The sequence below is a fragment of the Rhizobium sp. N122 genome, from assembly GCF_002211295.1.
Lineage (GTDB): Bacteria > Pseudomonadota > Alphaproteobacteria > Rhizobiales > Rhizobiaceae > Rhizobium.
Window position 1 is genome coordinate 75,573 of the sequence record NZ_LOKU01000010.1, and the last position, 24,030, is coordinate 99,602.

The 24,030-nt window shown below is 62.6% G+C and carries 26 protein-coding genes and 1 pseudogene; 14 read left to right on the forward strand and 13 right to left on the reverse strand.

From position 1 onward, the window contains the following. Positions 1-52: 52 nt before the first annotated feature. Positions 53-1,294, reverse strand: coding sequence for an HlyD family secretion protein (locus ATY75_RS09395; RefSeq protein ID WP_088937324.1), 1,242 nt, complete (start codon positions 1,292-1,294; stop codon positions 53-55). 138 nt (positions 1,295-1,432) lie between these two features. Here ATY75_RS09395 and ATY75_RS09400 point away from each other — a divergent pair, with 138 nt between their 5' ends. Both ATY75_RS09400 and ATY75_RS09405 read left to right on the forward strand, forming a co-directional pair. Then, entirely contained in the window at positions 1,433-2,332 is a 900-nt protein-coding gene (locus tag ATY75_RS09400) for a LysR family transcriptional regulator (protein ID WP_064837576.1), read from the forward strand. Between the two features lie 13 nt (positions 2,333-2,345). Then, on the forward strand, positions 2,346-3,029 hold the full coding sequence (locus ATY75_RS09405; protein WP_245317551.1) for a hypothetical protein: 684 nt from the start codon (positions 2,346-2,348) through the stop codon (positions 3,027-3,029). Between the two features lie 145 nt (positions 3,030-3,174). Here ATY75_RS09405 and ATY75_RS09410 read toward each other — a convergent pair whose 3' ends face one another. Together ATY75_RS09410 and ATY75_RS33835 are read right to left on the reverse strand one after the other, a co-directional pair. Continuing rightward, positions 3,175-4,062: a branched-chain amino acid aminotransferase gene (locus tag ATY75_RS09410; protein ID WP_088937325.1), complete on the reverse strand. Its 888-nt coding sequence runs from the start codon at positions 4,060-4,062 to the stop codon at positions 3,175-3,177. 12 nt (positions 4,063-4,074) lie between these two features. After that, a complete protein-coding gene (locus ATY75_RS33835; RefSeq protein WP_143535279.1) occupies positions 4,075-4,323 on the reverse strand; it encodes a hypothetical protein in 249 nt (82 codons plus the stop codon). On the opposite strand from ATY75_RS33835, the gene ATY75_RS09415 reads away from it, so the two are divergent. The 5 genes from ATY75_RS09415 to zwf all read left to right on the forward strand — a co-directional run bounded on the left by ATY75_RS09415 (position 4,313) and on the right by zwf (position 10,805). Beyond that, positions 4,313-5,356 carry a zinc-dependent alcohol dehydrogenase family protein gene (locus tag ATY75_RS09415; RefSeq protein ID WP_088937326.1) on the forward strand — a complete coding sequence of 348 codons (1,044 nt, stop codon included), beginning with the start codon at positions 4,313-4,315 and terminating at the stop codon, positions 5,354-5,356. The genes ATY75_RS33835 and ATY75_RS09415 overlap by 11 nt on opposite strands. 489 nt (positions 5,357-5,845) lie before the next feature. Further along, the gene (locus ATY75_RS09420) at positions 5,846-6,313 is read left to right on the forward strand and encodes a cupin domain-containing protein (protein ID WP_088937327.1); all 468 of its coding nucleotides are present in this window, start codon (positions 5,846-5,848) and stop codon (positions 6,311-6,313) included. A 574-nt stretch (positions 6,314-6,887) separates the two neighbouring features. After that, on the forward strand, positions 6,888-8,162 hold the full coding sequence (locus ATY75_RS09425; protein ID WP_088937328.1) for a hemolysin family protein: 1,275 nt from the start codon (positions 6,888-6,890) through the stop codon (positions 8,160-8,162). Positions 8,163-8,239: 77 nt separating this feature from the next. Then, positions 8,240-9,010 (forward strand): trans-aconitate 2-methyltransferase, encoded by a 771-nt coding sequence (tam, locus tag ATY75_RS09430; protein WP_088937329.1) that lies wholly within the window; start codon positions 8,240-8,242, stop codon positions 9,008-9,010. A 277-nt stretch (positions 9,011-9,287) separates the two neighbouring features. Further along, on the forward strand, positions 9,288-10,805 hold the full coding sequence (zwf, locus tag ATY75_RS09435; protein WP_088937330.1) for a glucose-6-phosphate dehydrogenase: 1,518 nt from the start codon (positions 9,288-9,290) through the stop codon (positions 10,803-10,805). Positions 10,806-10,820: 15 nt separating this feature from the next. On the opposite strand, the gene ATY75_RS09440 is transcribed toward zwf, so the two are convergent. Continuing rightward, positions 10,821-11,138 carry a hypothetical protein gene (locus tag ATY75_RS09440; RefSeq protein ID WP_088937331.1) on the reverse strand — a complete coding sequence of 106 codons (318 nt, stop codon included), beginning with the start codon at positions 11,136-11,138 and terminating at the stop codon, positions 10,821-10,823. 253 nt (positions 11,139-11,391) lie between these two features. Between ATY75_RS09440 and ATY75_RS09445 the strand changes: the two genes are divergently transcribed. Both ATY75_RS09445 and ATY75_RS09450 read left to right on the forward strand, forming a co-directional pair. Continuing rightward, the gene (locus ATY75_RS09445; RefSeq protein WP_088937332.1) at positions 11,392-11,658 is read left to right on the forward strand and encodes a type II toxin-antitoxin system ParD family antitoxin; all 267 of its coding nucleotides are present in this window, start codon (positions 11,392-11,394) and stop codon (positions 11,656-11,658) included. Positions 11,659-11,661: 3 nt separating this feature from the next. Beyond that, positions 11,662-11,977: pseudogene (locus tag ATY75_RS09450) on the forward strand (type II toxin-antitoxin system RelE/ParE family toxin). Between the two features lie 42 nt (positions 11,978-12,019). Here the strand turns inward: ATY75_RS09450 and ATY75_RS09455 are convergent. Next, positions 12,020-12,415, reverse strand: a complete 396-nt coding sequence (locus ATY75_RS09455) for a hypothetical protein (protein ID WP_049734489.1) — start codon at positions 12,413-12,415, stop codon at positions 12,020-12,022. A gap of 199 nt (positions 12,416-12,614) precedes the next feature. Between ATY75_RS09455 and ATY75_RS09460 the strand changes: the two genes are divergently transcribed. The 3 genes from ATY75_RS09460 to ATY75_RS09480 all read left to right on the forward strand — a co-directional run bounded on the left by ATY75_RS09460 (position 12,615) and on the right by ATY75_RS09480 (position 18,219). Continuing rightward, positions 12,615-14,177: a helicase HerA-like C-terminal domain-containing protein gene (locus ATY75_RS09460; RefSeq protein WP_088937333.1), complete on the forward strand. Its 1,563-nt coding sequence runs from the start codon at positions 12,615-12,617 to the stop codon at positions 14,175-14,177. Positions 14,178-14,492: 315 nt separating this feature from the next. Further along, positions 14,493-16,121, forward strand: a complete 1,629-nt coding sequence (locus ATY75_RS09465) for an ABC-F family ATP-binding cassette domain-containing protein (RefSeq protein WP_088937334.1) — start codon at positions 14,493-14,495, stop codon at positions 16,119-16,121. Between the two features lie 577 nt (positions 16,122-16,698). Next, positions 16,699-18,219: an ABC-F family ATP-binding cassette domain-containing protein gene (locus ATY75_RS09480; protein ID WP_088937337.1), complete on the forward strand. Its 1,521-nt coding sequence runs from the start codon at positions 16,699-16,701 to the stop codon at positions 18,217-18,219. A gap of 163 nt (positions 18,220-18,382) precedes the next feature. Here the strand turns inward: ATY75_RS09480 and ATY75_RS09485 are convergent, their stop codons facing one another. From ATY75_RS09485 to ATY75_RS09495, 3 genes are all read right to left on the reverse strand, one after another. Then, positions 18,383-19,162 (reverse strand): VOC family protein, encoded by a 780-nt coding sequence (locus ATY75_RS09485; protein WP_088937338.1) that lies wholly within the window; start codon positions 19,160-19,162, stop codon positions 18,383-18,385. Positions 19,163-19,214: 52 nt separating this feature from the next. Further along, the gene (locus ATY75_RS09490; protein ID WP_064837540.1) at positions 19,215-19,682 is read right to left on the reverse strand and encodes a DUF1579 domain-containing protein; all 468 of its coding nucleotides are present in this window, start codon (positions 19,680-19,682) and stop codon (positions 19,215-19,217) included. 169 nt (positions 19,683-19,851) lie between these two features. Next, positions 19,852-20,580 (reverse strand): thioredoxin family protein, encoded by a 729-nt coding sequence (locus ATY75_RS09495; RefSeq protein ID WP_088937339.1) that lies wholly within the window; start codon positions 20,578-20,580, stop codon positions 19,852-19,854. 86 nt (positions 20,581-20,666) lie between these two features. Between ATY75_RS09495 and ATY75_RS09500 the strand changes: the two genes are divergently transcribed. After that, positions 20,667-21,161 (forward strand): MarR family transcriptional regulator, encoded by a 495-nt coding sequence (locus tag ATY75_RS09500; RefSeq protein ID WP_088937340.1) that lies wholly within the window; start codon positions 20,667-20,669, stop codon positions 21,159-21,161. A gap of 262 nt (positions 21,162-21,423) precedes the next feature. Here the strand turns inward: ATY75_RS09500 and ATY75_RS09505 are convergent, their stop codons facing one another. Beyond that, positions 21,424-21,846, reverse strand: coding sequence for an organic hydroperoxide resistance protein (locus ATY75_RS09505; RefSeq protein ID WP_064837534.1), 423 nt, complete (start codon positions 21,844-21,846; stop codon positions 21,424-21,426). 116 nt (positions 21,847-21,962) lie between these two features. Here ATY75_RS09505 and ATY75_RS09510 point away from each other — a divergent pair, with 116 nt between their 5' ends. After that, complete coding sequence (locus ATY75_RS09510) at positions 21,963-22,451, forward strand: MarR family transcriptional regulator (RefSeq protein WP_064837532.1); 489 nt, start codon at positions 21,963-21,965, stop codon at positions 22,449-22,451. 44 nt (positions 22,452-22,495) lie between these two features. Here ATY75_RS09510 and ATY75_RS09515 read toward each other — a convergent pair whose 3' ends face one another. From ATY75_RS09515 to ATY75_RS09530, 4 genes are all read right to left on the reverse strand, one after another. Beyond that, positions 22,496-22,729, reverse strand: coding sequence for a hypothetical protein (locus tag ATY75_RS09515; RefSeq protein ID WP_003580252.1), 234 nt, complete (start codon positions 22,727-22,729; stop codon positions 22,496-22,498). Positions 22,730-22,959: 230 nt separating this feature from the next. Then, positions 22,960-23,196, reverse strand: coding sequence for a 30S ribosomal protein S21 (rpsU, locus tag ATY75_RS09520; RefSeq protein WP_003569533.1), 237 nt, complete (start codon positions 23,194-23,196; stop codon positions 22,960-22,962). A 56-nt stretch (positions 23,197-23,252) separates the two neighbouring features. Further along, complete coding sequence (locus ATY75_RS09525; RefSeq protein WP_064837528.1) at positions 23,253-23,537, reverse strand: hypothetical protein; 285 nt, start codon at positions 23,535-23,537, stop codon at positions 23,253-23,255. 212 nt (positions 23,538-23,749) lie between these two features. Beyond that, entirely contained in the window at positions 23,750-23,959 is a 210-nt protein-coding gene (locus ATY75_RS09530) for a cold-shock protein (protein ID WP_003546468.1), read from the reverse strand. Positions 23,960-24,030: the final 71 nt, after the last annotated feature.

Here is a 24,030-nt window from a genome sequence, read left to right on the forward strand (position 1 = left end):
GTTGCGGAAACTTTCTGAGGACGGAGTTCGCGATATTTCGGGAGGAGAAGGATCATCCAGCGTGGCTGGATAATTCCTCCTCGGCTTCTCCAGAGGCTTGGGAAGCCTCGCCCTGGGCAGCCTTGGTATCGACTTCGGGCTCGACCGACATGCCCGAGCGCAGCAGTCCGCTCAAAGCCTCGTCGTCGATGACGATCTTGACCGGGATACGCTGGACGATCTTGGTGAAGTTGCCGGTGGCATTGTCCGGCGGCAGCAGCGCGAATTCGAGACCGCTTGCCGGCGAAACGCTGTCGACATGACCCTTGATGGCGATATCGGGAAAGCTGTCGACCTTGATCTCGACCGGCTGGCCGGGACGGACATAGGTCAGCTGCGTTTCCTTGAAATTGGCGACGACATAGACCGCATGCAGCGGCACGACCGCCATCAGCTGGGTGCCCGAGGTGACATATTGGCCGACGCGGATCGAGCGGGCGCCGACCGTGCCGTCGACGGCGGCGACGATATCAGTATAGGAGAGGTTGAGTTCGGCCTGCTGCGCGGCCGCGGCCGCCCGGTCGCGCTCGGCAACCGCCTGTTCGCGCTGGCTTCGGAGCACCGGCACCTTGTTCTCAGCCGCGACGAGCGCTGCCCGATCGCGCTCGACGGCGGCGACGGCCTGGTCGCGGGCCGACTGGCTCTGTTCGGCGCGCGACTGGGTGCCGGCGCCGCTAGTGATCAGGCGGGCGGAGCGGGCGGCATCGGACACAGCAAAATCTAGCGACGCCTGCGAGGCATCGATCGTCGCCTTGGCCTGGCCGATGACGGATTGCTGTAGGGCAATCTGGGCGTCGATATTGGCGATGGCGGCCTCGGCCGCTTTCACATCGGCCCTCGCCTGCGACAATGCGGCCTGAAAGTCGCGGTCGTCGATGCGGGCGAGAACCTGGCCTGATTTGACCTGGTCGTTGTCATTGACCAGCACCTGCCTGATATAGCCGGCAACCTTCGGGGCGACGGTGGTGTAATCGGCCTTCACATAGGCATCGTCGGTGGATTCGATGAAGCGGCCGACCGTCCAGTAGCGATGGCCGAAATCGCCCGCGAACGCGGCGCCGGCAAGCAGTGCTGCGGCGATGACCGCACGCTTGAGCATCCGGCGGCCGGTCTTTTCCGGCGCTTGCGCAACCGGGGTTCCGGCCACGGGCATCGCGGGTGCCTCGGCGGCAGGCGCTCTGGCGGCCTCCTCGGCCAAGATCCGCTCGGCCTCTCCAGCGCTTTCGAAAACCTGCTTGCGGGGTAGCTCGACCATCGTCCTTTTCCTTCGTCTGTCGCCCCGTTTCTGCGAGGCCCTGTTCGATGCGACGGAAAATGCACCCTGCCATTCGTTTTGATAATCTGCTTATATCGGGAAGGATCATCAACTCTCAGCGGATAATCCGGAGACAATATGGATCGGCTGACAAGTCTCGCCGTCTTTGGCCGGGTGGTGGAATGCGGCGGTTTTTCCGCCGCCGCGCGCCGGCTGAACATGTCGGTCACCATGGTCGGCAATCATGTGCAGTCGCTGGAGGACCGACTCGGCGTGCGACTGCTCAACCGCACCACGCGCAAGGTCAGCCTGACGGAAACCGGCAAATATTATTATGAGCGCTCGGCACAGATTCTCGCCGAACTCGATGAGGCGGACCGGACGGCAAGCGCGCTGAGCACGACCCCGCGCGGCACGCTGAAGGTCTATACCAGCGGCTCCATCGTGCGTTTCCTGCTGCCCGTCTTCAGCGAATATATGGAGCTCTATCCATCGATCTCAGTCGATTTCAGCGTCGGCGAGCGGATGGTCGACATGATCGAGGATGGCTACGACCTTGTCATTCGCACCCTGCCGCCGGATTCGTCGCTCATCGCGCGCAAGCTGACGCCCTGGCGCCATATGCTCGTCTGCTCGCCTGCCTATGTCGACAGCCATCCGATCCCGCTGAAGCCTGCCGAAATCGCCGATCACAATTGCCTGCAATATGCCTATTACCCTTATGGCGATGAATGGCGCTTCGAGGACGGCGACGGCCGGCAGGAGAGCGTCAAGATCAGCGGCAATGTCGTCTCGAACAATGCCGAGATGCTGCGCTTCCTGACACTGAACGGACGAGGCCTCTTCCTGGCGCCGAGCTTCGTGGTGTTCGACGACATCGCCGAAGGGCGGCTGATAAGGATCATGCCGGATTACAAGCCGGTGGAATTCACCATCAACGCCGTCTACCCCAACCGCAGCCATCTGCCGACCAAGGTGCGGCTGTTCATCGACCTCTTGGCGGAGCGATTTGCGGAACATCGGAAGTGGATGACGTGAGGGGGAATTCAACATGGCGAAGCTCGGCAGCAATGCCGATCGGACATCAAAATGCCTCGACTTCGCTGGACACCATTCGACGTTAAAAAACAACGAGGTTAATGTGTCGGTTGAGCGCGTAGACATTTGGAATGTTCGGCGAATGGTCATCGCCGCTTTTCTTGGCACCGCATGTGCCGCCTACGTTCGCGCCTTGGATTTTTGGCCGCTTGGTTTTGCCAATGGGCTACGAGGACTCTTTGATCTGTTGGGCGGTCCGCTGCTCGTTCTTTCGGTCGTGGGTATACTGCTCGTTTGGTTTATCAGCGCCATTGCTGCCCAATATGATCGTTGTCTCCGTGGGATGGCGAGTAGCTTCATCGCCATCATCATTGTTCCGGTTTGCTTTGGGACGATCGTCACCGTGCCACTATTCGATCCTTGGGCATGGTACGCCATTTTCAATAAATCGAGTTTCGAAGCTGCCGCAGCCACGAGTGGTTCTTCACAGAACAGTCCAAAGTTTGCCATCATCGAGGCGCGCGACGTTTCGACGGGAATCGCCGGCGTGGGTCTCAATCATTTCGTCGCTCTCATTTACAGCGAAGGCGATCCACACAAACATGTTTATAGCGACAGCGATGAAGAAAAACTGGCATCCAATTCGGCGCTGACCCACCTCTACGGCAATTTCTACAGGCGAGATGAGTACTGGTGACGCCGCGTCGGTTTGAAGTTGTCATTGGTGGTTTTGCAGATGACTCCAAGGGGAACGACCGCGCCAGCCCTGCGCTTGCGCTCCGGGCGTTCGCCACTGCAATCGATTCACTGGATCGATTGCTCCCGCTGCGCGGGACCATTCCTCACTCCTCGCTCTCGCTTCTTCCGTAGGCCCAGTCCATGTAAAGTTCCAGCGCCTTGCGGGTGACCGGGCCTTCCTGGAGGTTGCGGTCGTCGAGGCGGGTGACGCCGACGACCTTGGAGTAGTTGCCGGTGGTGAAGATTTCGTCGGCGGCGAGGAAATCCTCGACGGAGAGCGTTGCTTCATGCACGTCGAAACCGGCCTTGCGAAGCAGGCCGATGACGCGGGCGCGGGTGATGCCGGCGAGGAAGGTGCGGTTGGCGGCCGGCGTCATCACTATGCCGTCCTTGACCATGAAGACATTGGAAGAAGCGGTTTCGACGACGTTGCCGTTGAGGTCGCGCACCAGCGCATTGTCGAAACCGCGGCTGCGGGCTTCGGCGATCATGCGGCCGCTATTGGGATAGAGCGAGCCGGTCTTGGCCTCGGTCATCGCCGTTTCCGGCGACGGGCGGCGATAGGGCGAGACGGTGAGACTGGTGCCGCCATGGCCGCCCATCGGCGCCTCGAACAGGCAGAGCGCGAAGCGGGTCGATGCCGCGTCGACGGAGACGATGCTGCCCGGCGCGCCATGTTCGCCCCAATACATCGGCTTGATGTAGATCGCCGTCGCGCCATCGAATTTGCCAACGCCTTCCCAGGCGAGCGCGGCAATCTCCTCGGCCGATTTCACCGGCTGCAGGCCGATGGCAAGCGCCGAGCGGTTGATGCGCTGGCAGTGCAGGTCGAGATCGGGGGCGATGCCGTCGAACCAGCGGGCGCCGTCGAAGACCGTGGAGCCGAGCCACATGGCATGCGAGGTCGGGCCGATCAGCGGCGGGTTGCCGGGGAGCCATTCACCATCGACATGAGTCCAGGTGGTTGAACGCGGTGATGTATCGACGGGCATGCTGCCCTCCCTTCATAATCCGGGACAGCAAAAGCCCCGGCGGCAAGCCGGGTCAAGGGCAAATCCCGGCTGGAAATACGGAAGCAAGAAAATGCCGGGGGACAGCGTCCGGCCGCAATATTCGTGCGCGACACCTGCCCAGCGAGCGATGGGTGCATCAGCAAAAATGATGGAATGAAATGTTGGAATGGCGGCCTGCCGCATGCGATCATAGGGAAAAATCGCGGGACAGCAGCAAGGGAACACGCCGATGAAAGCCATGTATTACGAAGCCTTCGAACAGGCGCCCGAAATCCGCACCCTGCCCGATCCGACGCCGACCGAGGACGGCGTCGTCATATCGGTCGGCGCCAGCGGGCTCTGCCGCAGCGACTGGCACGGCTGGATGGGGCACGATCCCGATATCCGCCTGCCGCATGTGCCGGGGCACGAGCTTGCCGGAAAAGTCGTCGCCACCGGCCGCGGTGTGATGCGCTTCAAGGTCGGCGACCGGGTGACCGTGCCCTTCGTTTCCGGCTGTGGCCACTGCGGCGAATGTCATTCCGGCAACCAGCAGGTCTGCCCGAACCAGTTCCAGCCGGGCTTCACCCATTGGGGATCCTTCGCCGAATATGTGGCGATCGATTATGCCGACACCAATCTGGTGCACCTGCCCGACACGATCGACGATGCGACGGCGGCAAGCCTCGGCTGCCGCTTCGCCACCTCGTTCCGCGCCGTCGCCGACCAGGCGCGCACCCGGCCCGGCGAATGGATCGCCGTGCATGGCTGCGGCGGCGTCGGCCTGTCGGCGATCATGATCGCCACCGCCCTCGGCGCCAATGCGATCGGCATCGACATATCGGAGGAGAAACTCGCCTTCGCCAGAGAATGCGGCGCGGTGGCGACGGTCAATGCCTCGAGCGTTGCCGACGTGGCCGAGGCGGTGCGCGAGATCACCAAAGGCGGCGCGCATGTCTCGATCGACGCGCTCGGCCATCCCGCCACCTGCTTCAACTCGATCAAGAATCTGCGCCGGCGCGGCCGGCACGTGCAAGTGGGGCTGATGCTCGGCGAACAGGCAACACCGCAAATCCCGATGGCGCAAGTGATCGGCCACGAGTTGGAGATCTACGGCAGCCACGGCATGCAGGCCTGGCGCTACGACGCCATGCTGTCGATGCTCGCCGCCGGCAAGATCGCGCCGCAGAAGCTGATCGGACGGCGGATCAGCCTGGAGGAAGCCGTGCCGGCGCTGATGGCGCTCGACAAGGCGGAGGCGACGGGAATCAGCGTGATCACGCGGTTTTTGTAGGACGCCGCCACATCCCCTCTTCTCCCCATCGGGGGTCCGAAGGACGGGTCGAGACCCGCGGCTCGACCCCGGTCAATGCCGGCAGGCAGATGAGGGGGTGAGCGGCAGTGCCGCGAATGCGCTGAGCGCAAGCGAACGGCAATGAATGGCGTGCCGTGTGGCCCCTTCATCCGACCCTTCGGGCCACCAACCTGGGTCGAGCCGCGGGTCTCGACCCGTCCTTCGGACCCCCGCTTGGGGAGAAGAGGGAGCCAAGCCGCAAGCTCAATCATCCTCTCAGGCTTCCCGCTTTGCCAAGAACACATGGCAAAGCGGGCGATGCGAACAGCCAGCTGTCGGCACTGCCCGGCAGGTCTTGCGAAAGCGCTCTGCCGCACCGATATCGGGGCCATTGGTTCCCGACGCGCATTATTGCGGTGGTTGCCAAAGACGGCGCAAAAGCCTAACGGCTGCGTCCGCCAGAAAAACCAACAAGAAGAAGAAAGAGACATGATGTCCAACTCATTTGTGAAAACGTATGCCAGCGAGGAAGCGAAGCGCTTCTTCGTCCTCGGCGACCGGATCGAACGACAGGTCCGGATCCGCGGAACCTGGCTCAACATCTTCGACGTCACGGTGCCGCCCGGCAGCCGGACGCCGAGACATGCGCATGCGAGCCCCGAGGTGTTCCGCATCCTTCAGGGGCGGCTGACGATCTGGCGTCTGACCGACAACGGCCCTGAGGAGATCGAGGCCGGCGCCGGCGACATCGTCAGCATTCCACCTTTCATGGTGCACGGCTACGCCAATCGCGGAAGCGTTCCGGCGGTCTTTTCCTCGGTCGTCGATCGCGACATGGCCGAATTCATCGAAGCGGAAGGCGCGACGGAGCCGCCAAAGGCCAGCCCTTCGGCGGAGACCATCGCCCGCATGACGGCGGCTGCCAATGCCTACGGGATCACGATCCTGGCGGCCTGATGCGCGAATACATGATGCCGGACCATTTCGTGCGGTTCGGCATCATGCAGACATGCGAAAAATTCCGCTGAAATTGCCAGCCGGAACGTGGGCTCGTCGTCCTTTTCGAAACTGTCACATCAAAGCGGTACTATGATTTTTGCCCGGTGCCTCTTGCGCCGGCATCGTTTCACCGCCAAAATTGCGACATGCCCGACAGCGACCCATCCAGTACAAGCTCCACCCGTTCCAGCCGGGATTTCCCGACCGACGATGGAGGCGACCGCTGTAGACGGCGCGATGACCTCCGCCTTGCCTCGGGCATATCCCGCAGGGCGCTGCCTTCTTCCAGATCATTGCGAATGACGGGCCGCCGAAAGCGTGTCGCCATCCTTCAGGGTCGCTTGTCACGCTTTGGGTTTTTGTTTTTACGCATGCGTTTCTCGCAAAACCGCAGCACAGTTTTGCGAGATGTGCTCCAGATGTTACCACCATGATGCCAAGACGATGGGCGATGCTGATATAGCGTCTCGTCGAACGCCGCGCCGCATCACCTGATCAATGCGGCATTGAAACCTCAACGAATAGGGTCCCTGTGTTTCTGGAAATTGGAATTGTGGTGCTTCTCACCATCCTCAATGGTGTGCTCGCCATGTCGGAGTTGGCCGTTGTGTCTTCTCGAACGGCCCGCCTGAAGGTTCTCTCCGACAATGGGAGCAAGGGGGCGGCGCAGGCCATCAAACTTGCCGAAAACCCCGGCCGCTTTCTTTCCACGGTTCAGATCGGCATCACGCTGGTCGGTGTTCTCTCCGGCGCCTTCTCGGGGGCGACGCTCGGGGGCCGCCTGGCGGGATGGCTGGAGACGCAGGGCATGTCGTCGACGGCCGCCGACGCTGTCGGCGTCGGTTCGGTCGTCGTCGCCATCACCTATCTTTCTCTGATCGTCGGCGAACTTGTGCCAAAGCAGATCGCGTTGCGGGAACCCGAAGCGGTTGCGGCGAAAGTCGCACCGGCGATGGCAGTGCTTTCCAAAATTGCGCTGCCTCTCGTCTGGCTTCTGAACGCCTCCGGAAATCTTGTGCTGAAGCTCCTCGGCCAAACGGGAAAAAGCGGCGACAATGTCTCCGACGAGGAGATCAAAACCGTGCTGGCCGAAGCACAGTCGGCCGGTGTGATCGAGAGCGAAGAGTCGGCGATGATATCAGGCGTCATGCGGCTGGCGGACCGCACCGCCCGGGCGCTGATGACACCCCGGCGCGACGTCGAAATTGTCGATATCGACGACAGCCTTGATGAAATCCGAGCGCAGCTGCACCGGACGAAACGGTCTCGGCTGCCCGTTCGCAAGGGCAGCTCCGACGAGGTGATCGGCATCCTGCCGGTCAAGGATTTTTACGATTCGATGTCGGAACACGGCAGTGCCGATATCAAGGCTCTGACGCAGGACGTGCCCGTCGTTTCAGACCTTGCAACCGCCATCAACGTGATTGAAGCCATCCGCAAATCGCCGGTCCATATGGTGCTGGTTTTTGACGAATACGGCCATTTCGAGGGGATCGTTTCCTCTGGCGACATTCTGGAAGCGATCATGGGCGCTCTCCAGGAGGGACCTGTGGACGAACAGGCCATCGCGCGTCGCGACGACGGTTCCTACCTGGTGTCCGGCTGGACGCCGATCGACGAGTTCGCCGAATTCCTGAACCTCAAGCTCGATGACGATCTCGAATATCAGACGGTGGCCGGGCTGGTGCTGGAAGAGCTGAAACATCTGCCCGAACTGGGGGAGAGCTTCACGAGGGATGGATGGCGCTTCGAAGTCGTCGATCTCGACGGCAGACGCGTGGACAAGATACTCGTGTCCGCGGAGTGAAAGCCGGCGGCGCCGTAACATCGAGAAGATCCGCATTCGCCACAGGGAAATGTGGCCTGACTTCAGGAGATAGCGCCATGGCATGGTCCGCTCAGCAATATGTGAAATTCGAGGACGAACGCACACGACCGGCGCGTGATCTTCTGGCGCAGGTGCCGCTGCAGAGCATCGGCCGCGCCGTCGATCTCGGCTGCGGGCTGGGCAATTCGACCGAACTCATCATCGAGCGTTACGGCGCCGAAGGCGTCTGCGGCCTCGACAGCGACGTCAACATGCTGGAGGCGGCCCGCAAGCGGCTTCCCGGCACCGCCTTCGTCGAGGCCGATCTCGGCAGCTGGCAGCCGACAGAGCCCGCCGACCTGCTCTTTGCCAATGCCGTCTTCCAATGGCTGCCCGATCATCTCGACATTTTCGACAGGCTGATGGATGGGCTTTCTCCAGGCGGCGTGCTCGCCGTGCAGATGCCCGACAATCTCGGCGAACCCACCCATCTGCTGATGGAGGAAACGGCGATTAGCGGCTCCTGGAAGAGCGCCTTCGAGGGAAAGAGCGTGCGCCGCAAGGGACTGCCTGCGCCGTCCGCCTATTATTCCAGGCTGATCGCCAAGGCCGCGCGCGTCGATATCTGGCACACCATCTACAATCACCCGATGGCGGATGCGGCTGATATCGTCGAATGGGTGAAAGGCACCGGGCTGATGCCCTATCTCGCCCGGGCCGGCGAGGACTATCGCGAGGCCTTTCTGGCGGATTATCTCGCGCGGGTGGAAAAGGCTTATCCCAAAATGTCGGACGGCCGGGTGCTGCTGCGGTTTCCGCGGATTTTCATGGTGGCGGTGAAGGGGTAAGCGGTTGCCTCCGACATGCTCGGTTTGTGCCAATAGCTGCCCCTCACCCTAACCCTCTCCCCGTTTTGACGGGGAGAGGGGACGTGCCAAACGCAGCGTCGAGATTCGGGCGAGCGGGTGCGACATGCCCCCGTCGCCCCGCAAGCGGGGAAAAGGTGCCGGCAGGCGGATGAGGGCGCGCCCGAAGCTGTCAAATGCCTGTTACCCCCACCCTCATATGTTGCGGCGAAACCGGCGCGCGATATAGTCGGCCCGGAAAATCTCGGAGATGACACACATGGACACTACCCCTACCCCGCCGGTCACCCTCGTCATCTTCGGCGCCACCGGCGACCTGACGCGCCGGCTGCTGGTGCCGGCGATCATCAATTTGACGCGCGGCCGCCTCGTCGGCGAGGATCTCCACATTCTCGGCATCGGCATCGAACCGGGCGACGACGAATTCCTGCGCAAGCGGCTCGACGACTTCCTCGCCCATCTGAGCGGTGAGGAGCAGACGCAAAAGGACGAGGCCTGGGAGAGCCTGCGCCGGCGCATAAGCTACACATCGGGCGATTTCACCAAGGACGATATTTTCCTCGAGATCGGCAAACGGCTGGGGCCGGATGCCAATGCCGCCTTCTATCTCGCCGTGCCGCCGTCCTTCTTCGGCTCGATCGTCGAGAAACTCGCCGCCCATGGCCTGACCGATGAAAAAGACGGCACCTTCCGCCGTGTCGCCATCGAGAAGCCGTTCGGCACAGATCTCGCCTCGGCGCGGGCGCTCAATGCGCAGATTCTCGCCCAGATCGGCGAGAGCCAAGTCTACCGGCTCGATCATTTCCTCGGCAAGGAGACGGTGCAGAACCTGATGACGGCGCGATTTGCCAATATGATCATCGAGTCGCTGTGGAACAGCCGCTACATCGACCATGTGCAGATCACCGCCGCCGAGATCGTCGATGTCGGCAGCCGCGGCAAATTCTACGATGCGACAGGCGCGCTGCGCGACATGGTGCCGAACCATCTCTTCCAGCTGCTGGCGATGATTGCGATGGAACCGCCGAACAGTTTCGATGCCGAAGCGATCCGCAACGAGAAGAGCAAGGTGCTGAAGGCGCTGCGCATCTATACGCCCGAAGAGGCAAAGACGCACGGCGTGCGCGGCGCCTATGGCGCAGGCCCGCTCAACGGCGCCGATCTTCCGGCCTATCGCGGCAGCAAGGACGTCTCGCCCGACAGCCGGACCGAGACCTATGTGGCGTTGAAGCTCTACGCCGACACCTGGCGCTGGGCGGGGGTGCCCTTCTACCTCAGAACCGGCAAGGCGCTGACGGCGCGCGACACGGAGATCGTCATCACCTTCCAGCCGGTGCCCTTCGCGCAGTTCCGCGAGACCGAGGTCAATCGCCGCCTGCCGCCCAACCGGCTGGTGATCCAGGTGCAGCCGGATGAAGGCATGAGCATGGAAATCTCGATCAAGTCGCCGGGGCTTTCGGTCGATACCACGCCGGTTTCACTCGACTTCCGCTATGCCGACAAGTTCGATATCGGCAAGACCACCGGTTATGAATCGCTGCTCTACGATCTCTTCATCGGCGACCAGACGCTGTTCCAGCGCGCGGACGGCATCGAGGCCGGCTGGGCGGCGGTACAGCCCTTCCTCGATATCTGGGCGAAAGACCCGAGCACGCCCGACGCTTACACCCCGGGCAGCATGGGGCCGGCCTCAGCCGACGATCTCATCGAGCGCGACGGACGCAAATGGCATGAACTCGGTGTCATCCTGCATGGCGACGGGAAGAACGGCAAATAATACCCGTCGCTTGAATTATCGGCCTTGACGGCAAGCGGGGCTGACGGAGGCGCCGCTATTGCCGCCTTCGGTGGCAAGCGCGCCACGCGCCTTGGGCGGCGGGCAGCGCGCCCAATCGACCCGTCCGGTCGGGGCGCCGCCGTCGACGCTGCCGGTTTCGATCGACTCGAGCGGAATGATCAGCCCGCTTTGCGTTTCGGCGCCCGGCGCGGTGCCGAGCGGCGGCGTTCCGTCGATCCGACCGCTGGCGTCCATGCCCATATTCGACTGGGCGAGAACCGGGGTGGAGAGGCTGAGGAGAGCGATCGAGGCTGCTGCAATAAACCTGCGCATGATGCTATTCCTTCTGGTTTCAGCGATGCAGATAGAAACAGGCAATATGTGCACATTGTTCCCCATGGAGCGGGCGCGGACGATCAAAGTTTGAGGAGCGATGAAGGATCTTGCAGCGACTCCAGTTCCGGTGATTCCAGCCGAAAAGCTCGGATGCCCATCAATCTGGATCTGGCGATGAATGTCAAAAATAGACATCTATTGCCATACAAACACGGCTGCTTCATACTGATGATAACGAAAGGAAATCCCGATGCCTAACGTCGCGCTCGGAAGCCACTACGACGAATTTGTCCGGAAGCAGCTGGAGTCCGGCCGCTACAACAACGCCAGCGAGGTTGTTCGGGCAGGCCTGAGGTTGCTGGAGGACCATGAGACGGCTCGCGAGCGCTGGCTCAATGAGGCAATCCCGGCGCGCTACGACGAGTTGATGAATAAGCCTGAGCTTGGCATCCCGGCGGAGACGGTACGCGCCCGCTTTGAAACCAAGCGCCGAAGCGACGCGGCGAAAGCCAAGTAGGGGATGGCCTACCGCATTATCTACCATCCCAAAGCAGAAGCCGAACTCGACAAGCTCTATGCCGATATCGCCGCCGAGGCTGGAACGGCTATCGCCGGCGACTTCGTCGACGCGGTGATTACCTTTTATCGAGGCCCTGAAGACGTTTCCGAAACGAGGCACAGTACGGCAAAGCCGCATCCCCGGTTTGCGGGTTATTGGCTATCGGCGCAGCGTCAGCGTGGCATTCTCAGTCAGCGGCGATGAAATCGTCATATTGGGCGTGTTCGCGCGTGGCCGTGATATTACTGACGAGATTCTGGAAGAGCGAAAACGGTGAGCCCCGCGGCGACGCCGCGAAGCTCCTTCTCGCCGCTGTCGCTTAGACGAACTGGCTGAGCCCGGGGACCGAAGCCACGACTTCGTCGACGACCTCTTCGCCGGCATATTGCTTGGCGATGGCGATGGTTTCCTTGGCAAGCGAGGTGATTTCGCCCATGCCGAGGCCTTCGGCCATCAGCTGCTGGCCGAGGCCCATGATGCCGCCGCCGCCGAGCGCGCTCATCAGCCCGCCGAGCAGGCCGCCACCGCCGCCGGCACTTTCGCCGTTGAACTGGGCGACGAGATCGGCGCCACCCGGGATTGCCTCGATCATCCGGGCGACCGGGCCGTCGGCCGCCTCGCGCTGCAGGAAGCCGAGCATCATGCCGAGCGCCTTTTCGGCCAAATCAGGCGCGATCCCCACACGATCGGCGATCTGGGTCACAATTTCATTCATCGTCAGCCTCCTGTTATTTTTTGACGTTAACGTCAGCGTTAATCGAGTTTCGAGCGCAACTCAATGTCCGGTTTTGCTTTCGATGCAAACAGTTGTCCGCATCCGCCTGCCTGCTTATAACAGAGAAACGATGGTTCGATGAAGGCGGCGCAAGCCCGTCTTCGGACAAAGAGCGGCAGCGCCGAAGGGAGAATTGCGGATGATCGAGGATGGCAAGATTTTCATCGGCGCGAGCCGCAACCCCGACGACAGCATCAACAAGCCGGAATATCTCGACCTGAAGTTCGGCAATCGCCACGGCCTCGTCACCGGCGCCACCGGCACCGGCAAGACGGTGACGCTGCAGGTACTGGCCGAGGGCTTCTCCCGGGCCGGCGTCCCGGTCTTTGCCGCCGACATCAAGGGCGATCTCTCCGGCATCGCCGCCAAGGGCGAGGCCAAGGATTTCCTCACCAAACGGGCCGACCAGATCGGCTTCACCGACTATGAGTTCGACCAGTTTCCGGTGATTTTCTGGGATCTTTTCGGCGAAAAAGGCCACCGGGTGCGCACCACCGTCGCCGAGATGGGGCCGCTGCTGCTCGCCAGGCTGATGGATGCCTCCGAACCGCAGGAAGGCGTTATCAACATCGCCTTCAAACTCGCCGACCAGGCCGGACTGCCGCTGCTCGACCTCAAGGATTTCACCTCGCTGCTCAATTATATGGGCGAGAACGCCACCGAGCTTTCCAACCAGTACGGGCTGATCTCCAAGGCCTCGGTCGGCTCGATCCAGCGGGCGCTGCTCGTTCTCGAACAGCAGGGTGCGGAACACTTCTTCGGCGAGCCGGCGCTGAAGATCTCCGACATCATGCGCACCAGCAATAACGGCTACGGCCAGATCTCGGTGCTTGCCGCCGACAAGCTGATGATGAACCCGCGCCTTTACGCCACTTTCCTGCTCTGGCTGCTCTCGGAACTGTTCGAGGAACTGCCCGAAGTGGGCGATCCGGACAAGCCGAAGCTCGTCTTCTTCTTCGACGAAGCGCATCTGCTCTTCAACGACGCGCCGAAGGTGCTGGTCGAACGCGTCGAGCAGGTGGTGCGGCTGATCCGCTCCAAGGGTGTCGGCGTCTATTTCGTCACGCAGAACCCGCTCGACGTGCCGGAAACGGTGCTCGCCCAGCTCGGCAACCGGGCGCAGCACGCATTGCGCGCCTATTCGCCGCGCGAGCAGAAGGCAGTACGGACGGCGGCCGATACCTTCCGCCCGAATCCGGCCTTCGATTGCGCCACCGTCATCACCAATCTCGGCACCGGCGAGGCCTTGGTCTCGACGCTGGAGGCTAGGGGCGCGCCGTCGATCGTCGAGCGCACGCTGATCCGCCCGCCCTCCGGCCGCGTCGGCCCGCTGACCGATGGCGAGCGCCAGCAGATCATGGACCGGAGCCCGGTTCTCGGCGTCTATGACGAAGATGTCGACCGCGAATCCGCCTTCGAGATCCTGGCGGCGCGCGCCAAGAAGGCGGCGGATGCCGAGGCCGCCAAACGGGCACAGGAAGCGGCCGAGCAGCAGCCGAGCAGCACATCCGGCTGGAGCCTGCCGGGCTTTGGTGGCAGCAATGACGACAATCAGCAGGGCCGCGGCCAATCCCGCGGCCGGTCTTCCGGCTATCAGCGCGAAACGGTGGTGGAAGCGGCGATGAAGAGCGTGGCGCGCACGGTCGCAACCCAGGTCGGCCGGGCGCTGGTGCGCGGGATCTTGGGGAGCTTGAAGCGGTAGCTATTTCGCAGGCGGCGCGCGGTAAGCCCCTCATCCGCCTGCCGGCACCTTCTCCCCGTAAACGGGGCGAAGGACGATTGCCGCGACCTCTCAATTCCTCACCAGCGTCTCGCAGGGCACGTCCCCTCGCCCCGTTTACGGGGAGAGGGTTAGGGTGAGGGGCAGCTTTCTGGAAGACTGCGTTCCCTGCCTTGAACCGCAAGCCTTCCTCCCCTAAATTACCTGCTATCGACCATTTCAACAGGATGTGTGCCGCAATGGATTTCAACCTGATCGCAACGCCAGTTCGCCTTGCCAACAGGGAAATCCATATCCATGCCTGCATCCATCACTCTCTCCAAAATTTCATGGGCCACGCCTGAAGGGCGGCCGCTTTTTTCCGATCTCGACCTGAGTTTCGGGACGGACCGCAGCGGTCTCGTCGGGCGCAACGGCGTCGGCAAGACGACGCTGCTGAAGCTTGTCTCCGGCGACATCCGGCCGCAATCGGGGACGCACTCGGTTAGTGGCAGCCTCGGCATTCTCCGGCAGAGCGTTCAGGTCGCACCTGACGAAACGGTGGCCGATCTCTTCGGCGTCACCGATGCGCTTGGCCTTCTTCACCGGGCCGAAACAGGCACGGCAACAGCCGAAGAACTTTCATCGGCGGACTGGACGCTGGAGGCGCGCATGGCTGCGGCCCTTGATCGCACCGGGCTCGACGCACAGCCGCAGACACGGCTTGCCGCGCTCTCCGGCGGGCAGCGCACCCGTGCCGGGCTGGCCGCCCTGGTCTTCGCCGAACCGGATTTTCTGCTGCTCGACGAGCCCACAAACAATCTCGATCGCGACGGCCGCGAGGCGGTGATCGGGCTGATATCGGGCTGGCGGGCCGGGGCAATCATCGTCAGCCATGACCGGGAACTGCTCGAAAGCATGGATGCAATCGTCGAATTGACGTCGCTCGGTGCCACCCGCTACGGCGGCAACTGGAGCCATTATCGCGAGCGCAAGGCGTTGGAGCTTGCCGCCGCACGGCATGACCTCGCCGATGCCGAAAAGCGGATTGCCGAGGTTGCCGGCAAGACGCAGGCGACGGTGGAGCGTCAAGCGCACAGGGATAGCGCCGGACGCAAGATGGCCGCCAAGGGCGGCATCCCGCGCATCATGCTCGGCGGCATGAAGGAGCGGAGCGAAACGACCGGCGGCGACAACGCCCGCCTTGCCGAACGCCGGCGCGCGGCGGCACAGGAAGACGCAAAGGCGGCGCGCGAGAGGATCGAGATCCTCCAGCCCTTGTCGGTGCGCCTGCCGCCGACCGGGCTCGCCGCCCATAAGACCGTGCTGAAGTTGGAGGGCGTCACCGTGGGCTACCGGCCGGGCGATCCGGTCATCGGCGATCTCTCTTTCGCCGTGACGGGGCCGGAACGGATTGCCGTCACCGGCAGCAACGGCTCGGGCAAGACGACGCTGCTTGCGCTTATCGCCGGCGAACTCGCGCCCTGGGCCGGCACTGTCGCCGTCCTGACTGGCTTTGCCATGCTCGATCAGAAGGTTAGCCTTCTCGATCCCTCAACCTCGATCCGCGACAATTTCCGGCGGATCAACCGGCAGGCCGACGAAAACACCTGCCGGGCCGCCCTTGCCCGCTTCATGTTCAGGGCCGATGCTGCGCTGCAGGCCGTCTCGACGCTGAGCGGCGGCCAATTACTGCGCGCCGGCCTGGCCTGCATTCTCGGCTCCGCACCGCCGCCGCTGATAATCCTCGACGAGCCGACCAACCATCTCGACATCGACTCGATCGCTGCGGTCGAGGCGGGTCTGCGTGCTTACGACGGCGCGCTGCTGGTCGTCAGTCATGACGAGACGTTTCTCGAGAGCATCGGAATAGAGCGGCGGCTGGAGCTGGCTGGCGGTGATACGGCGGGTTTAGGCTGCATTCATTCTGAGGCACGCAGCCCATAGGGCGGAGCCTCGAGGGACGCGCTCCACCGCCGGTGGCCGACCTCGTCCTTCGAGGCCCCTTTGGGCACCTCAGGTGAGGTCGGAGAGAGGGCGCGGCACCCTCCCAACCTCCCTCATTTGAGGCGCGTAGGCCAAAGGTCGGAGCCTCGAAGGACGCGCTCCAGCGCTGCTCCTTGCGTCCAACCACCAGTGCACCCGCTTCGTCCTTCGAGGCCCCGGCGGGGCACCTCAGGATGAGGCTCTCTTGGGCGCCCGAGCAACGGCGCCTCCCTTGCCTCCTACTCCAGGCAATGGTATTTCAATCTCACAACCCTTTCGAGAAAGGAGGATCACGCCATGCAGTATTATTTCCGGTTTAATCGCCAGCGTGGTCCCGTCGACGCCCTGCAAATGCGTTTGCAGGGCTGACCAGAGACCGTTTCCCGACATCTCTTCCTGGTCTGCCCTTCGTGGCCAATGCGGCGCCGTAACCCATGGTTCGCGCCCGCATTCCTGTAATTTCCCGGGCCTGATAGGCGCAATTCCGTGATGGCTGAACGCCCCGGATCGCCTCCCCGGTCAAGACCAGAGAACGATCATGACCCTCATCAATATCCGCAATCTCGGGGTGACGCTGGGCAATCCGGTGTTTTCGAAACTCAATCTCGTGGTCAATGCGGGCGACCGCATCGGCCTTGTTGCCGCCAACGGGCGGGGGAAATCGACGCTGCTTGCCTGCATCACCGGCGCGCTGGAGCCGAGCGAGGGCGAGATCACCAAGGCGCGCGGGCTGACCGTCGGCCATGTCGCCCAGAATGTGCCACCTGCCCTTTTCGACACGCCGTTTTACGATGCGGTGCTACGGGCGCTGCCGGCCGACCAGGCCGACAGCGAGAGCTGGCGTGTCGATGTGGTGCTGGAATCGCTTGAGGTGCCGGAGGTCATGCGCCGGCGGCCGCTGAAGCAGCTGAGCGGCGGATGGCAGCGGCTTGCCATGCTGGCCCGCAGTTGGGTCAGCGAACCAGACGTGCTGCTGCTCGACGAGCCGACCAACCATCTCGACCTCGAAAAGATCGCGCAGCTGGAGGGCTGGCTGAATGCGCTGCCGCGCGACGTGCCGGTCATCCTGTCTAGCCACGACCGCGCCTTCCTCGATGCGACGACCAACCGGACACTGTTCCTGCGGCCCGAGCAATCGCCGGTCTTTGCGCTCCCTTACACCCGGGCGCGTGCCGCCCTCTACGAGTCCGACGCCTCCGAAGCCCGGCGCTACGAGCGCGACATCAAGGTGGCCGAGCAGTTGCGCAAACAGGCGGCCAAGCTCAACAATATCGGCATCAATTCCGGCAGTGACCTGCTCGTCGTCAAGACGAAGCAGTTGAAGCAGCGGGCGGAGAAGCTGGAGGATGCGGCAAAACCGGCGCATCTGGAACGCTCTGCCGGCGCCATCCGGCTTGCCAACCGCGGCACCCATGCCAAGGTGCTGGTGACGCTGGAGGATGCGGCGGTGACGACGCCGGATGGGACGCAGCTGTTCAAAACCGGCCGGCAATTCATCTGCCAGGGCGACCGGATCGTGCTTCTCGGTCTCAACGGCGCCGGCAAGTCGCGGTTGGTGTCGATGCTGAAGCAGGCGATCGAAAGACCGGAGGCGGGAGAGAACGGCATCAAGGCAACGCCGTCGCTGGTTCTCGGCTATGGCGACCAGGCGCTTGCCGACCTTGCCGATACCGACACGCCGATCGGCACGATCATCCGCCGCTTCGATGTCGGCGATCAGCGGGCGCGCGCGCTGCTTGCAGGCGCCGGCATGACGATCGACATGCAGGCAAAACCGATCGGCCAGCTTTCCGGCGGCCAGAAGGCGCGGCTCGGCATGCTGGTGCTGCGACTGACTGAGCCGAATTTCTATCTATTGGACGAACCGACCAACCATCTCGACATCGAGGGACAGGAAGCGCTGGAGAGCGAACTGATGGCGCAGGAGGCGAGCTGCCTGCTGGTCTCGCACGACCGCAGTTTCGTGCGGGCGGTGGGCAACCGGTTCTGGCTGATCGAAAAGAAGCGGCTGGTGGAAGTGGAGAGCCCGGAAGGGTTCTTTGCTTCGGTGGCGGGGTAATGGACGGCGGCGGCGTGCCGTGTGGCGCCCTCATCCGCCCTTCGGGCACCTTCTCCCCGTTGGGTAGAAGGGAATCGAGGCGTCGCGGCATATCCCTTCTCCCCGTCAGAACGGGGAGAAGGTGGCGGCAGCCGGCTGAAGGGCTTGCCGCCCGGCACAGCGCCTACCGCTTCGGCGCCACCAGGCAGAAGAAGGCACCCTGCGGGTCGGTGGCCTGGATGATCCAGCTGCCGCCGGGGACTTCCATCGGCCCGTTGACGACCTTGCCGCCGCCCGAGGTAACGCGGTCGATTGCGGCGTCAAGCGCCGGCACGATGAAATAATAGCACCAGAAGGGCATCGGCATATTGTCCGGCTTGGTCATCATGCCGCCGATCTGCCGGCCATTGCGGGCGAAGAGGTAGTAGACGCCCATCGGACCCATGTCCATTTCGCTGTCCTTCGTCCAGCCGAACAGCTTGGAATAGAAGGCGACGGCGTCCTTGCCGTTGCCGGCGTAGAGTTCGTGCCAGCCGATATTGCCGGAAGCATCGGGGGCCAGTTCCGGCCAGGTCTTGTCCATCGGCGCCGGCGTCATGATGCAGAGAACCGCGCCATGCGGATCGGCGACGACGGCGAAGCGGCCGATGCCCGGGATGTCGTCCGGCGGACGGCGGACCGATCCGCCATTGGCGGCGAAATCCTTGGCCGACTGGTCGACGTCGTCTACATCGACATACCCCGTCCAGTTCGGCGGGATGCCCTGGCCTTCGAGTTCGGCCGGAAATTCCATCAGGCCGGCGACGCCGATGCCGTTCGCCTCGAAGATCGTATAGGTCGGCATGCCCTCCACTTTCATCTCGGAGGTCGTCCAGCCGACGACCGAGCTGTAGAATTTCGCGGCGGCCGATGTATCGGGGGTCATCAATTCGCACCAGATGAACTTTCCATGCGTCTCAGACATCGTACTCTCCCTTTTGAGGCGCCCCTTTTCCGAGGCTTGAGCGCCGTGATTGTCAGATCTTGCGGGCGTAATGCGCTTCCATGAATTGTTTCCAGGCGCCATCCGGCTGCCTGGCGCTGGAGATGAAGGTGCGGTGGTCGGCATCGACAAAGGCGATCTGCTCGCGGTAGTCGGCAAGCCCTTCGCCGTTGAAGTCGGGCCCCGTCGTATAAAGGTCCAGCACGTTGCCGGAGGCGTCGAGCTCGCCCTCATAGACCCACATATAATCCATCATGCTGCCGATCCAGCTGCCGACATATTTGGCCTTGGCGGCGTTGTAGCCGAGCGTCAGGATGCTTGTGGCCTGCTTGCCATCCGGCATGCTGCCGGTGCCCTCGGCGACGAACCAGATGCCGTGCAGCGAGCGGACGGTCTCCGTCCAGGGCTCGCCGCCGGACATTTCGGGCGCGGTGACGGTCCAGTCGCCGACCAGTCTTTCCAGAAAGGAATGTTCCTTCAGCACTTCCGCGGTCTTCATCATCCTTCTCCCTTGCGTGATATTGGCCAATCACTTTGTCGGCGCAATTCCGGGAAGCCGTTTCGCGACTTTGCCGGCAGAACCGCTGCGCAGGTCTGCTGGAATTTGCGCTGGCGAGCTGGGCATGATGCCGGTCGAAAACCGCTCGGGCTTTTCGCCATCATGCTCCGGCTCAGTGACAGCAGGATGGCGCCTTGGGGGCCTCCTCGTATTCGTCATGACGGCGCACGAAATTCATCGTGCTGTCCTCGTTGCGGCCTTTCGGGGCGCGGTCGAGGATCATCAGGGTGCCGATCAGTTCCTCCGGCCCGCGGGCATAACTCGAATAGGTATGGAAGACCTCGCCCTTGTCGTTGCGGTAGAAGGCGCTCAGCCCCGGCAGTTCGTCATGGGCCTCGGCCGGCTCGATTGCAGTGAAATTGTAGAGGACCTTGTCTTTGGCAAGGTCCTCGGGGCTGAAAGAGACGTGATAATCGAAATTGAAATCGCTGCCGAAGGACGAGACCCAGGGGAACTTCCAGCCCATGCGGCGTTTGTAGGCGGCGATCTTGTCGAGCGGGGCGCGCGAGACGGCGACCCAGGTGACGTCGTGATGGTTGAGATGAGGCAGCGCACCGTCCACGTGATCGCACAGGAAGGAGCAGCCGGGGCAGCCGGCATCCCAATCCGGGCCCAGCATGAAATGGTAGATCAGCAACTGGCTGCGGCCATCGAAGAGACCGGCAAGCGACTTCCTGCCCTCGGGCGTGTCGAAGATGTAATCCTTGTCGACCCTCACCCAGGGCAGCGCCAGACGGGCGGCATTGACGCTGTCGCGCAGCCGCGTCGCCTCTTTTTCCTTTAAGAGCAGGGCACGGCGGGCCTCAAGCCATTGCTCACGGGACACAACCTCGTTCTGCATGGGATGCGCCCTCCTCCGGCGCTGCCGGCGAGCCGGCATATCTCCTTCTCCTTGACTAAATACATTGATATCAATAGAAATGAAGCATGTCAAATTCGGTTGAAATTCCTTTCTCTACAACGCTGCTGGTGCGCGATACCTGCCTCTGCCTGCATGCGCAGCGGGCGGCCCGGGCGCTCGCCCGGCTGTTCGACGACGCACTGCGGCCGGCCGGGCTCACCAACGGGCAGTTTTCGCTGATGATGTCGCTGAACCGGCCGGAGCCGCCGCCGATGGGGCCGGTCGCCTCCCTGCTCGCCATGGACCAGACGACGCTGACGGCGGCGCTGAAGCCGCTGCAGCGCAAAGGCTGGGTGATGGTGATGGAAAATCCGAAGGACCGGCGCCGCCGGCTGCTTGTTCTCACCGGCGAAGGCAAGGCGGTGCTCGCAACAGCGCTGCCGATCTGGAAAGAGACGCATGCAATGCTTGACGGCAGGCTGCCGGATGGCGGTTCGGCGCGGCTACGGCAGGAGTTGCTGGCGGTTTCAGGGATGGCGGCTGAGACGCCGAAATCGGCTGAGACGCGCCGACCACGTTAAGGCGCACGGGCGTTCGGCCAATAGGGCGAGCGAAACGTCACTCCGCCACTGTTCGAATATGTCTGCAGCTGTTCGGTCTGCGCCAACGGCTGCCCCTCACCCTAGCCCTCTCCCCGTTTTGACGGGGAGAGGGGACGTGCCCCACGCGAGGTCTCGGGGGATCGGAGAGTGTGCGGCATGTTCCCTTCGCCCCGTTTACGGGGAGAAGGTGCCGGCAGGCGGATGAGGGGCCGCCTCACCGATCTTCCGGTTGTTACTCCAATCAGGCCACCGTGACCGGAACTTCGGTCGAGGTGCGCATGGCGTGGCTGTAGGGGCAGACGATGTGGGCGGCGGCGGCGAGCTTCTCGGCCGTTTCGCGGTCGAGGCCGGGGATGTCGACCGTCAGGGCCACTTCGATGCCGAAGCCGGTGCCGTCTTCGCGCGGGCCGATGCCGACCTTGGCGGAAACCGTCGTTTCCTCTGGAATCTTGACCTTCTGCTGGCCCGCGACAAATTTCAGGGCACCGAGGAAGCAGGCGGAGTAGCCGGCAGCGAAGAGCTGTTCGGGATTGGTGCCGGTGGCGCCGTCGCCGCCGAGCTCCTTCGGAACGGTCAGCGTCACGTCCAGAACGCCGTTTTCAGAAACGGCGCGGCCGGCGCGGCCGCCGGTGGCAGAGGCTTTGGTCGTATAGAGAATAGGCATGACGATCTCCTTTGGTTGGCCCTTCGATCGGGTTGGATTTTTATTATCGCACAATTAAATTGCACGCAAGTGAATTTTGCAAATTGCATTTCGAACTCGAAAAGCGGACAGTAGGGATGATGGATATGAAAGCGCAAACGGTAAAGACGATGGAGATACCGCAGGAGGAGAAACGGCTGGAAAAGCAGTTGTGCTTCGCGGTCTACGCGACGGCGCACGCCTTCACCCGCGCCTATAAGCCGATCCTCGACAGGGTGGGCCTGACCTATCCGCAATATCTGGTGATGCTGGTGCTGTGGGAACGCGGCGAACTGCCGGTGAAGACGATCGGCGAGCAGCTCGATCTCGATTCCGGCACGCTGTCGCCGCTGTTGAAACGGCTGGAGCAGAGCGGACTGATCAAGCGCCTGCGCGATCTGCGCGACGAACGCCAGGTGATCGTGTCGCTGACCCCGAAGGGCGAGGCGATGAAAGGGGAGATCGATACGATCATGACGGCGATCGGCCAAGCCGCCGGCTGCACGATGGAGGAAATGGCCGACATGCGCGACATGCTGCATCGGCTGCGCGGCAATCTCGGCCGGGCCGGCACGGGTAGCGGCTGACAGTATTCCGCCCGGTTAGCCCAAAACGGGTGTACGCCCGAGGATCAGGGCCGCTTCACAGCCGCCTTGGCCGGCGACCGGCGTTTCTTTGCAGGCGCCGCTTCAGGTGCGGCCTCGGCCTCCTGCTGCAGACGCAGAGCCTTCAGCTTTTCCGTCTTCTTGTCACGGGCCGACGCCTCGGCCGCGATGATGGCGCGCGCCGTGTGATCGGTCGCTTCCGCCTTGTCGCGAGACGAAAGCTTGGCGGGATTGAAGAATTCTCCCTTGGTGGCGGTCATGTGCCCCTTTCTCAGGTGATGACGGCTGAATTAGGCGTGGTTCACGGCTGAAACCATGGTTGCCGCGATTCCGCGGCTAGGCCATGATCCTACGGTTGGCCGCAATTCCGCGGCCGGACCGTAATTTCACAGTTAGCCATGATTCAACGTTAGCCGCAAATTCCGCGGCCGGACCGTGATTCCACGTTGGCCGCGATTCCGCGGCTGGACCGTGATTCCGCGGCCGGGGATTAGCGGGCGCGGAGAACCTTCTTCGGTGCCGGCAGCAGGCCTTCGCGCTGCAGCTTCTTGCGGGCCAGCTTGCGCTGGCGGCGAATGGCTTCGGCCTTTTCGCGGGCGCGCTTCTCGGACGGCTTTTCAAAAGCGCTGCGCGCCTTCATTTCCCGGAACAGGCCTTCCCGCTGCATCTTCTTCTTGAGCACGCGGAGCGCCTGATCGACATTGTTATCCCTGACGAGAACCTGCAAAGTGATATCCTTCCTGTCGGCGGCCAAGCCGCGCTGTGATAGTGAAAACGGCTGGACTACTTGCCCGTCCGAATGCTCGAAAACTTCAACCAAGGCTCGGCGCCGTCGGATTTGGCGACCGCCTCGGGGGAAAGCCTTGAGGGCGATTCCCCGGTATCGATGTCGGCCTCGGTGATGCGGCGCTCAAAATTCTCCGCCTCGAACCGGACGCGATATTGCACATGCCCGTGGTCGTTGGGCAGGATGCTGGCGATCCGGCAGCGCATATCGGCTTTCGCCGTGCGGGTGAGACCCGATTTCAGCACGATCATATCGCCGATTTTATAATTTGGTCTGCCCATTTCAGCGTCCCTTCAACTCTTCGGCTGCTCAACCGGTCATCCGGAACGGCCGAGGCCCGTTCCGGATGACCAGCGATCAAAGCAAAAAGGCCGGGTTGGCACCCGACCTCTTCCAGTCACTCAGCCTTTTCTCTGCCAGTAGGTCAACTCGCTGCCAGTACATCCGTGGTCAGCGCGCTGCCAGCATCTGGTCAGCACAGGCGAATGACAAATCATGCGGCCTGAAGGTTGTCCGCCGAATTCTTGCCCGACTTCTTGTCGCGGACGAGATCGTAGCGGATCTTCTGGCCTTCAACGAGTTCGCGCATGCCGGCGCGTTCGACCGCTGAAATATGGACAAAAACGTCCGTAGAACCATCATCGGGCTGAATGAAGCCAAAACCCTTGGTACCATTGAACCACTTGACGACGCCTGAATTCATAACGATCTCCTTTTCAACCGTTTGTGTTTCGCTTGCGGAATGTCCGACAAGCCATATCGATGTTGAGAGGA

Coding starts and splice junctions, on each gene's coding strand:
- ATY75_RS09400 (WP_064837576.1), top strand. CDS start 1,433: ATGGATCGGCTGACAAGTCTCGCCGTCTTTGGCCGGGTGGTGGAATGC.
- ATY75_RS09500 (WP_088937340.1), top strand. CDS start 20,667: ATGTCAAATTCGGTTGAAATTCCTTTCTCTACAACGCTGCTGGTGCGC.
- ATY75_RS09525 (WP_064837528.1), bottom strand. CDS start 23,537: ATGGGCAGACCAAATTATAAAATCGGCGATATGATCGTGCTGAAATCG.
- ATY75_RS09485 (WP_088937338.1), bottom strand. CDS start 19,162: ATGTCTGAGACGCATGGAAAGTTCATCTGGTGCGAATTGATGACCCCC.
- ATY75_RS09415 (WP_088937326.1), top strand. CDS start 4,313: ATGAAAGCCATGTATTACGAAGCCTTCGAACAGGCGCCCGAAATCCGC.
- ATY75_RS09445 (WP_088937332.1), top strand. CDS start 11,392: ATGCCTAACGTCGCGCTCGGAAGCCACTACGACGAATTTGTCCGGAAG.
- ATY75_RS09395 (WP_088937324.1), bottom strand. CDS start 1,294: ATGGTCGAGCTACCCCGCAAGCAGGTTTTCGAAAGCGCTGGAGAGGCC.
- zwf (WP_088937330.1), top strand. CDS start 9,288: ATGGACACTACCCCTACCCCGCCGGTCACCCTCGTCATCTTCGGCGCC.
- ATY75_RS09510 (WP_064837532.1), top strand. CDS start 21,963: ATGATGGATATGAAAGCGCAAACGGTAAAGACGATGGAGATACCGCAG.
- ATY75_RS09465 (WP_088937334.1), top strand. CDS start 14,493: ATGCCTGCATCCATCACTCTCTCCAAAATTTCATGGGCCACGCCTGAA.
- ATY75_RS09515 (WP_003580252.1), bottom strand. CDS start 22,729: ATGACCGCCACCAAGGGAGAATTCTTCAATCCCGCCAAGCTTTCGTCT.
- ATY75_RS09505 (WP_064837534.1), bottom strand. CDS start 21,846: ATGCCTATTCTCTATACGACCAAAGCCTCTGCCACCGGCGGCCGCGCC.
- ATY75_RS33835 (WP_143535279.1), bottom strand. CDS start 4,323: ATGGCTTTCATCGGCGTGTTCCCTTGCTGCTGTCCCGCGATTTTTCCC.
- ATY75_RS09530 (WP_003546468.1), bottom strand. CDS start 23,959: ATGAATTCAGGCGTCGTCAAGTGGTTCAATGGTACCAAGGGTTTTGGC.
- ATY75_RS09420 (WP_088937327.1), top strand. CDS start 5,846: ATGATGTCCAACTCATTTGTGAAAACGTATGCCAGCGAGGAAGCGAAG.
- ATY75_RS09455 (WP_049734489.1), bottom strand. CDS start 12,415: ATGAATGAAATTGTGACCCAGATCGCCGATCGTGTGGGGATCGCGCCT.
- ATY75_RS09480 (WP_088937337.1), top strand. CDS start 16,699: ATGACCCTCATCAATATCCGCAATCTCGGGGTGACGCTGGGCAATCCG.
- ATY75_RS09410 (WP_088937325.1), bottom strand. CDS start 4,062: ATGCCCGTCGATACATCACCGCGTTCAACCACCTGGACTCATGTCGAT.
- ATY75_RS09440 (WP_088937331.1), bottom strand. CDS start 11,138: ATGCGCAGGTTTATTGCAGCAGCCTCGATCGCTCTCCTCAGCCTCTCC.
- ATY75_RS09490 (WP_064837540.1), bottom strand. CDS start 19,682: ATGATGAAGACCGCGGAAGTGCTGAAGGAACATTCCTTTCTGGAAAGA.
- ATY75_RS09495 (WP_088937339.1), bottom strand. CDS start 20,580: ATGCAGAACGAGGTTGTGTCCCGTGAGCAATGGCTTGAGGCCCGCCGT.
- ATY75_RS09405 (WP_245317551.1), top strand. CDS start 2,346: ATGGCGAAGCTCGGCAGCAATGCCGATCGGACATCAAAATGCCTCGAC.
- ATY75_RS09460 (WP_088937333.1), top strand. CDS start 12,615: ATGATCGAGGATGGCAAGATTTTCATCGGCGCGAGCCGCAACCCCGAC.
- tam (WP_088937329.1), top strand. CDS start 8,240: ATGGCATGGTCCGCTCAGCAATATGTGAAATTCGAGGACGAACGCACA.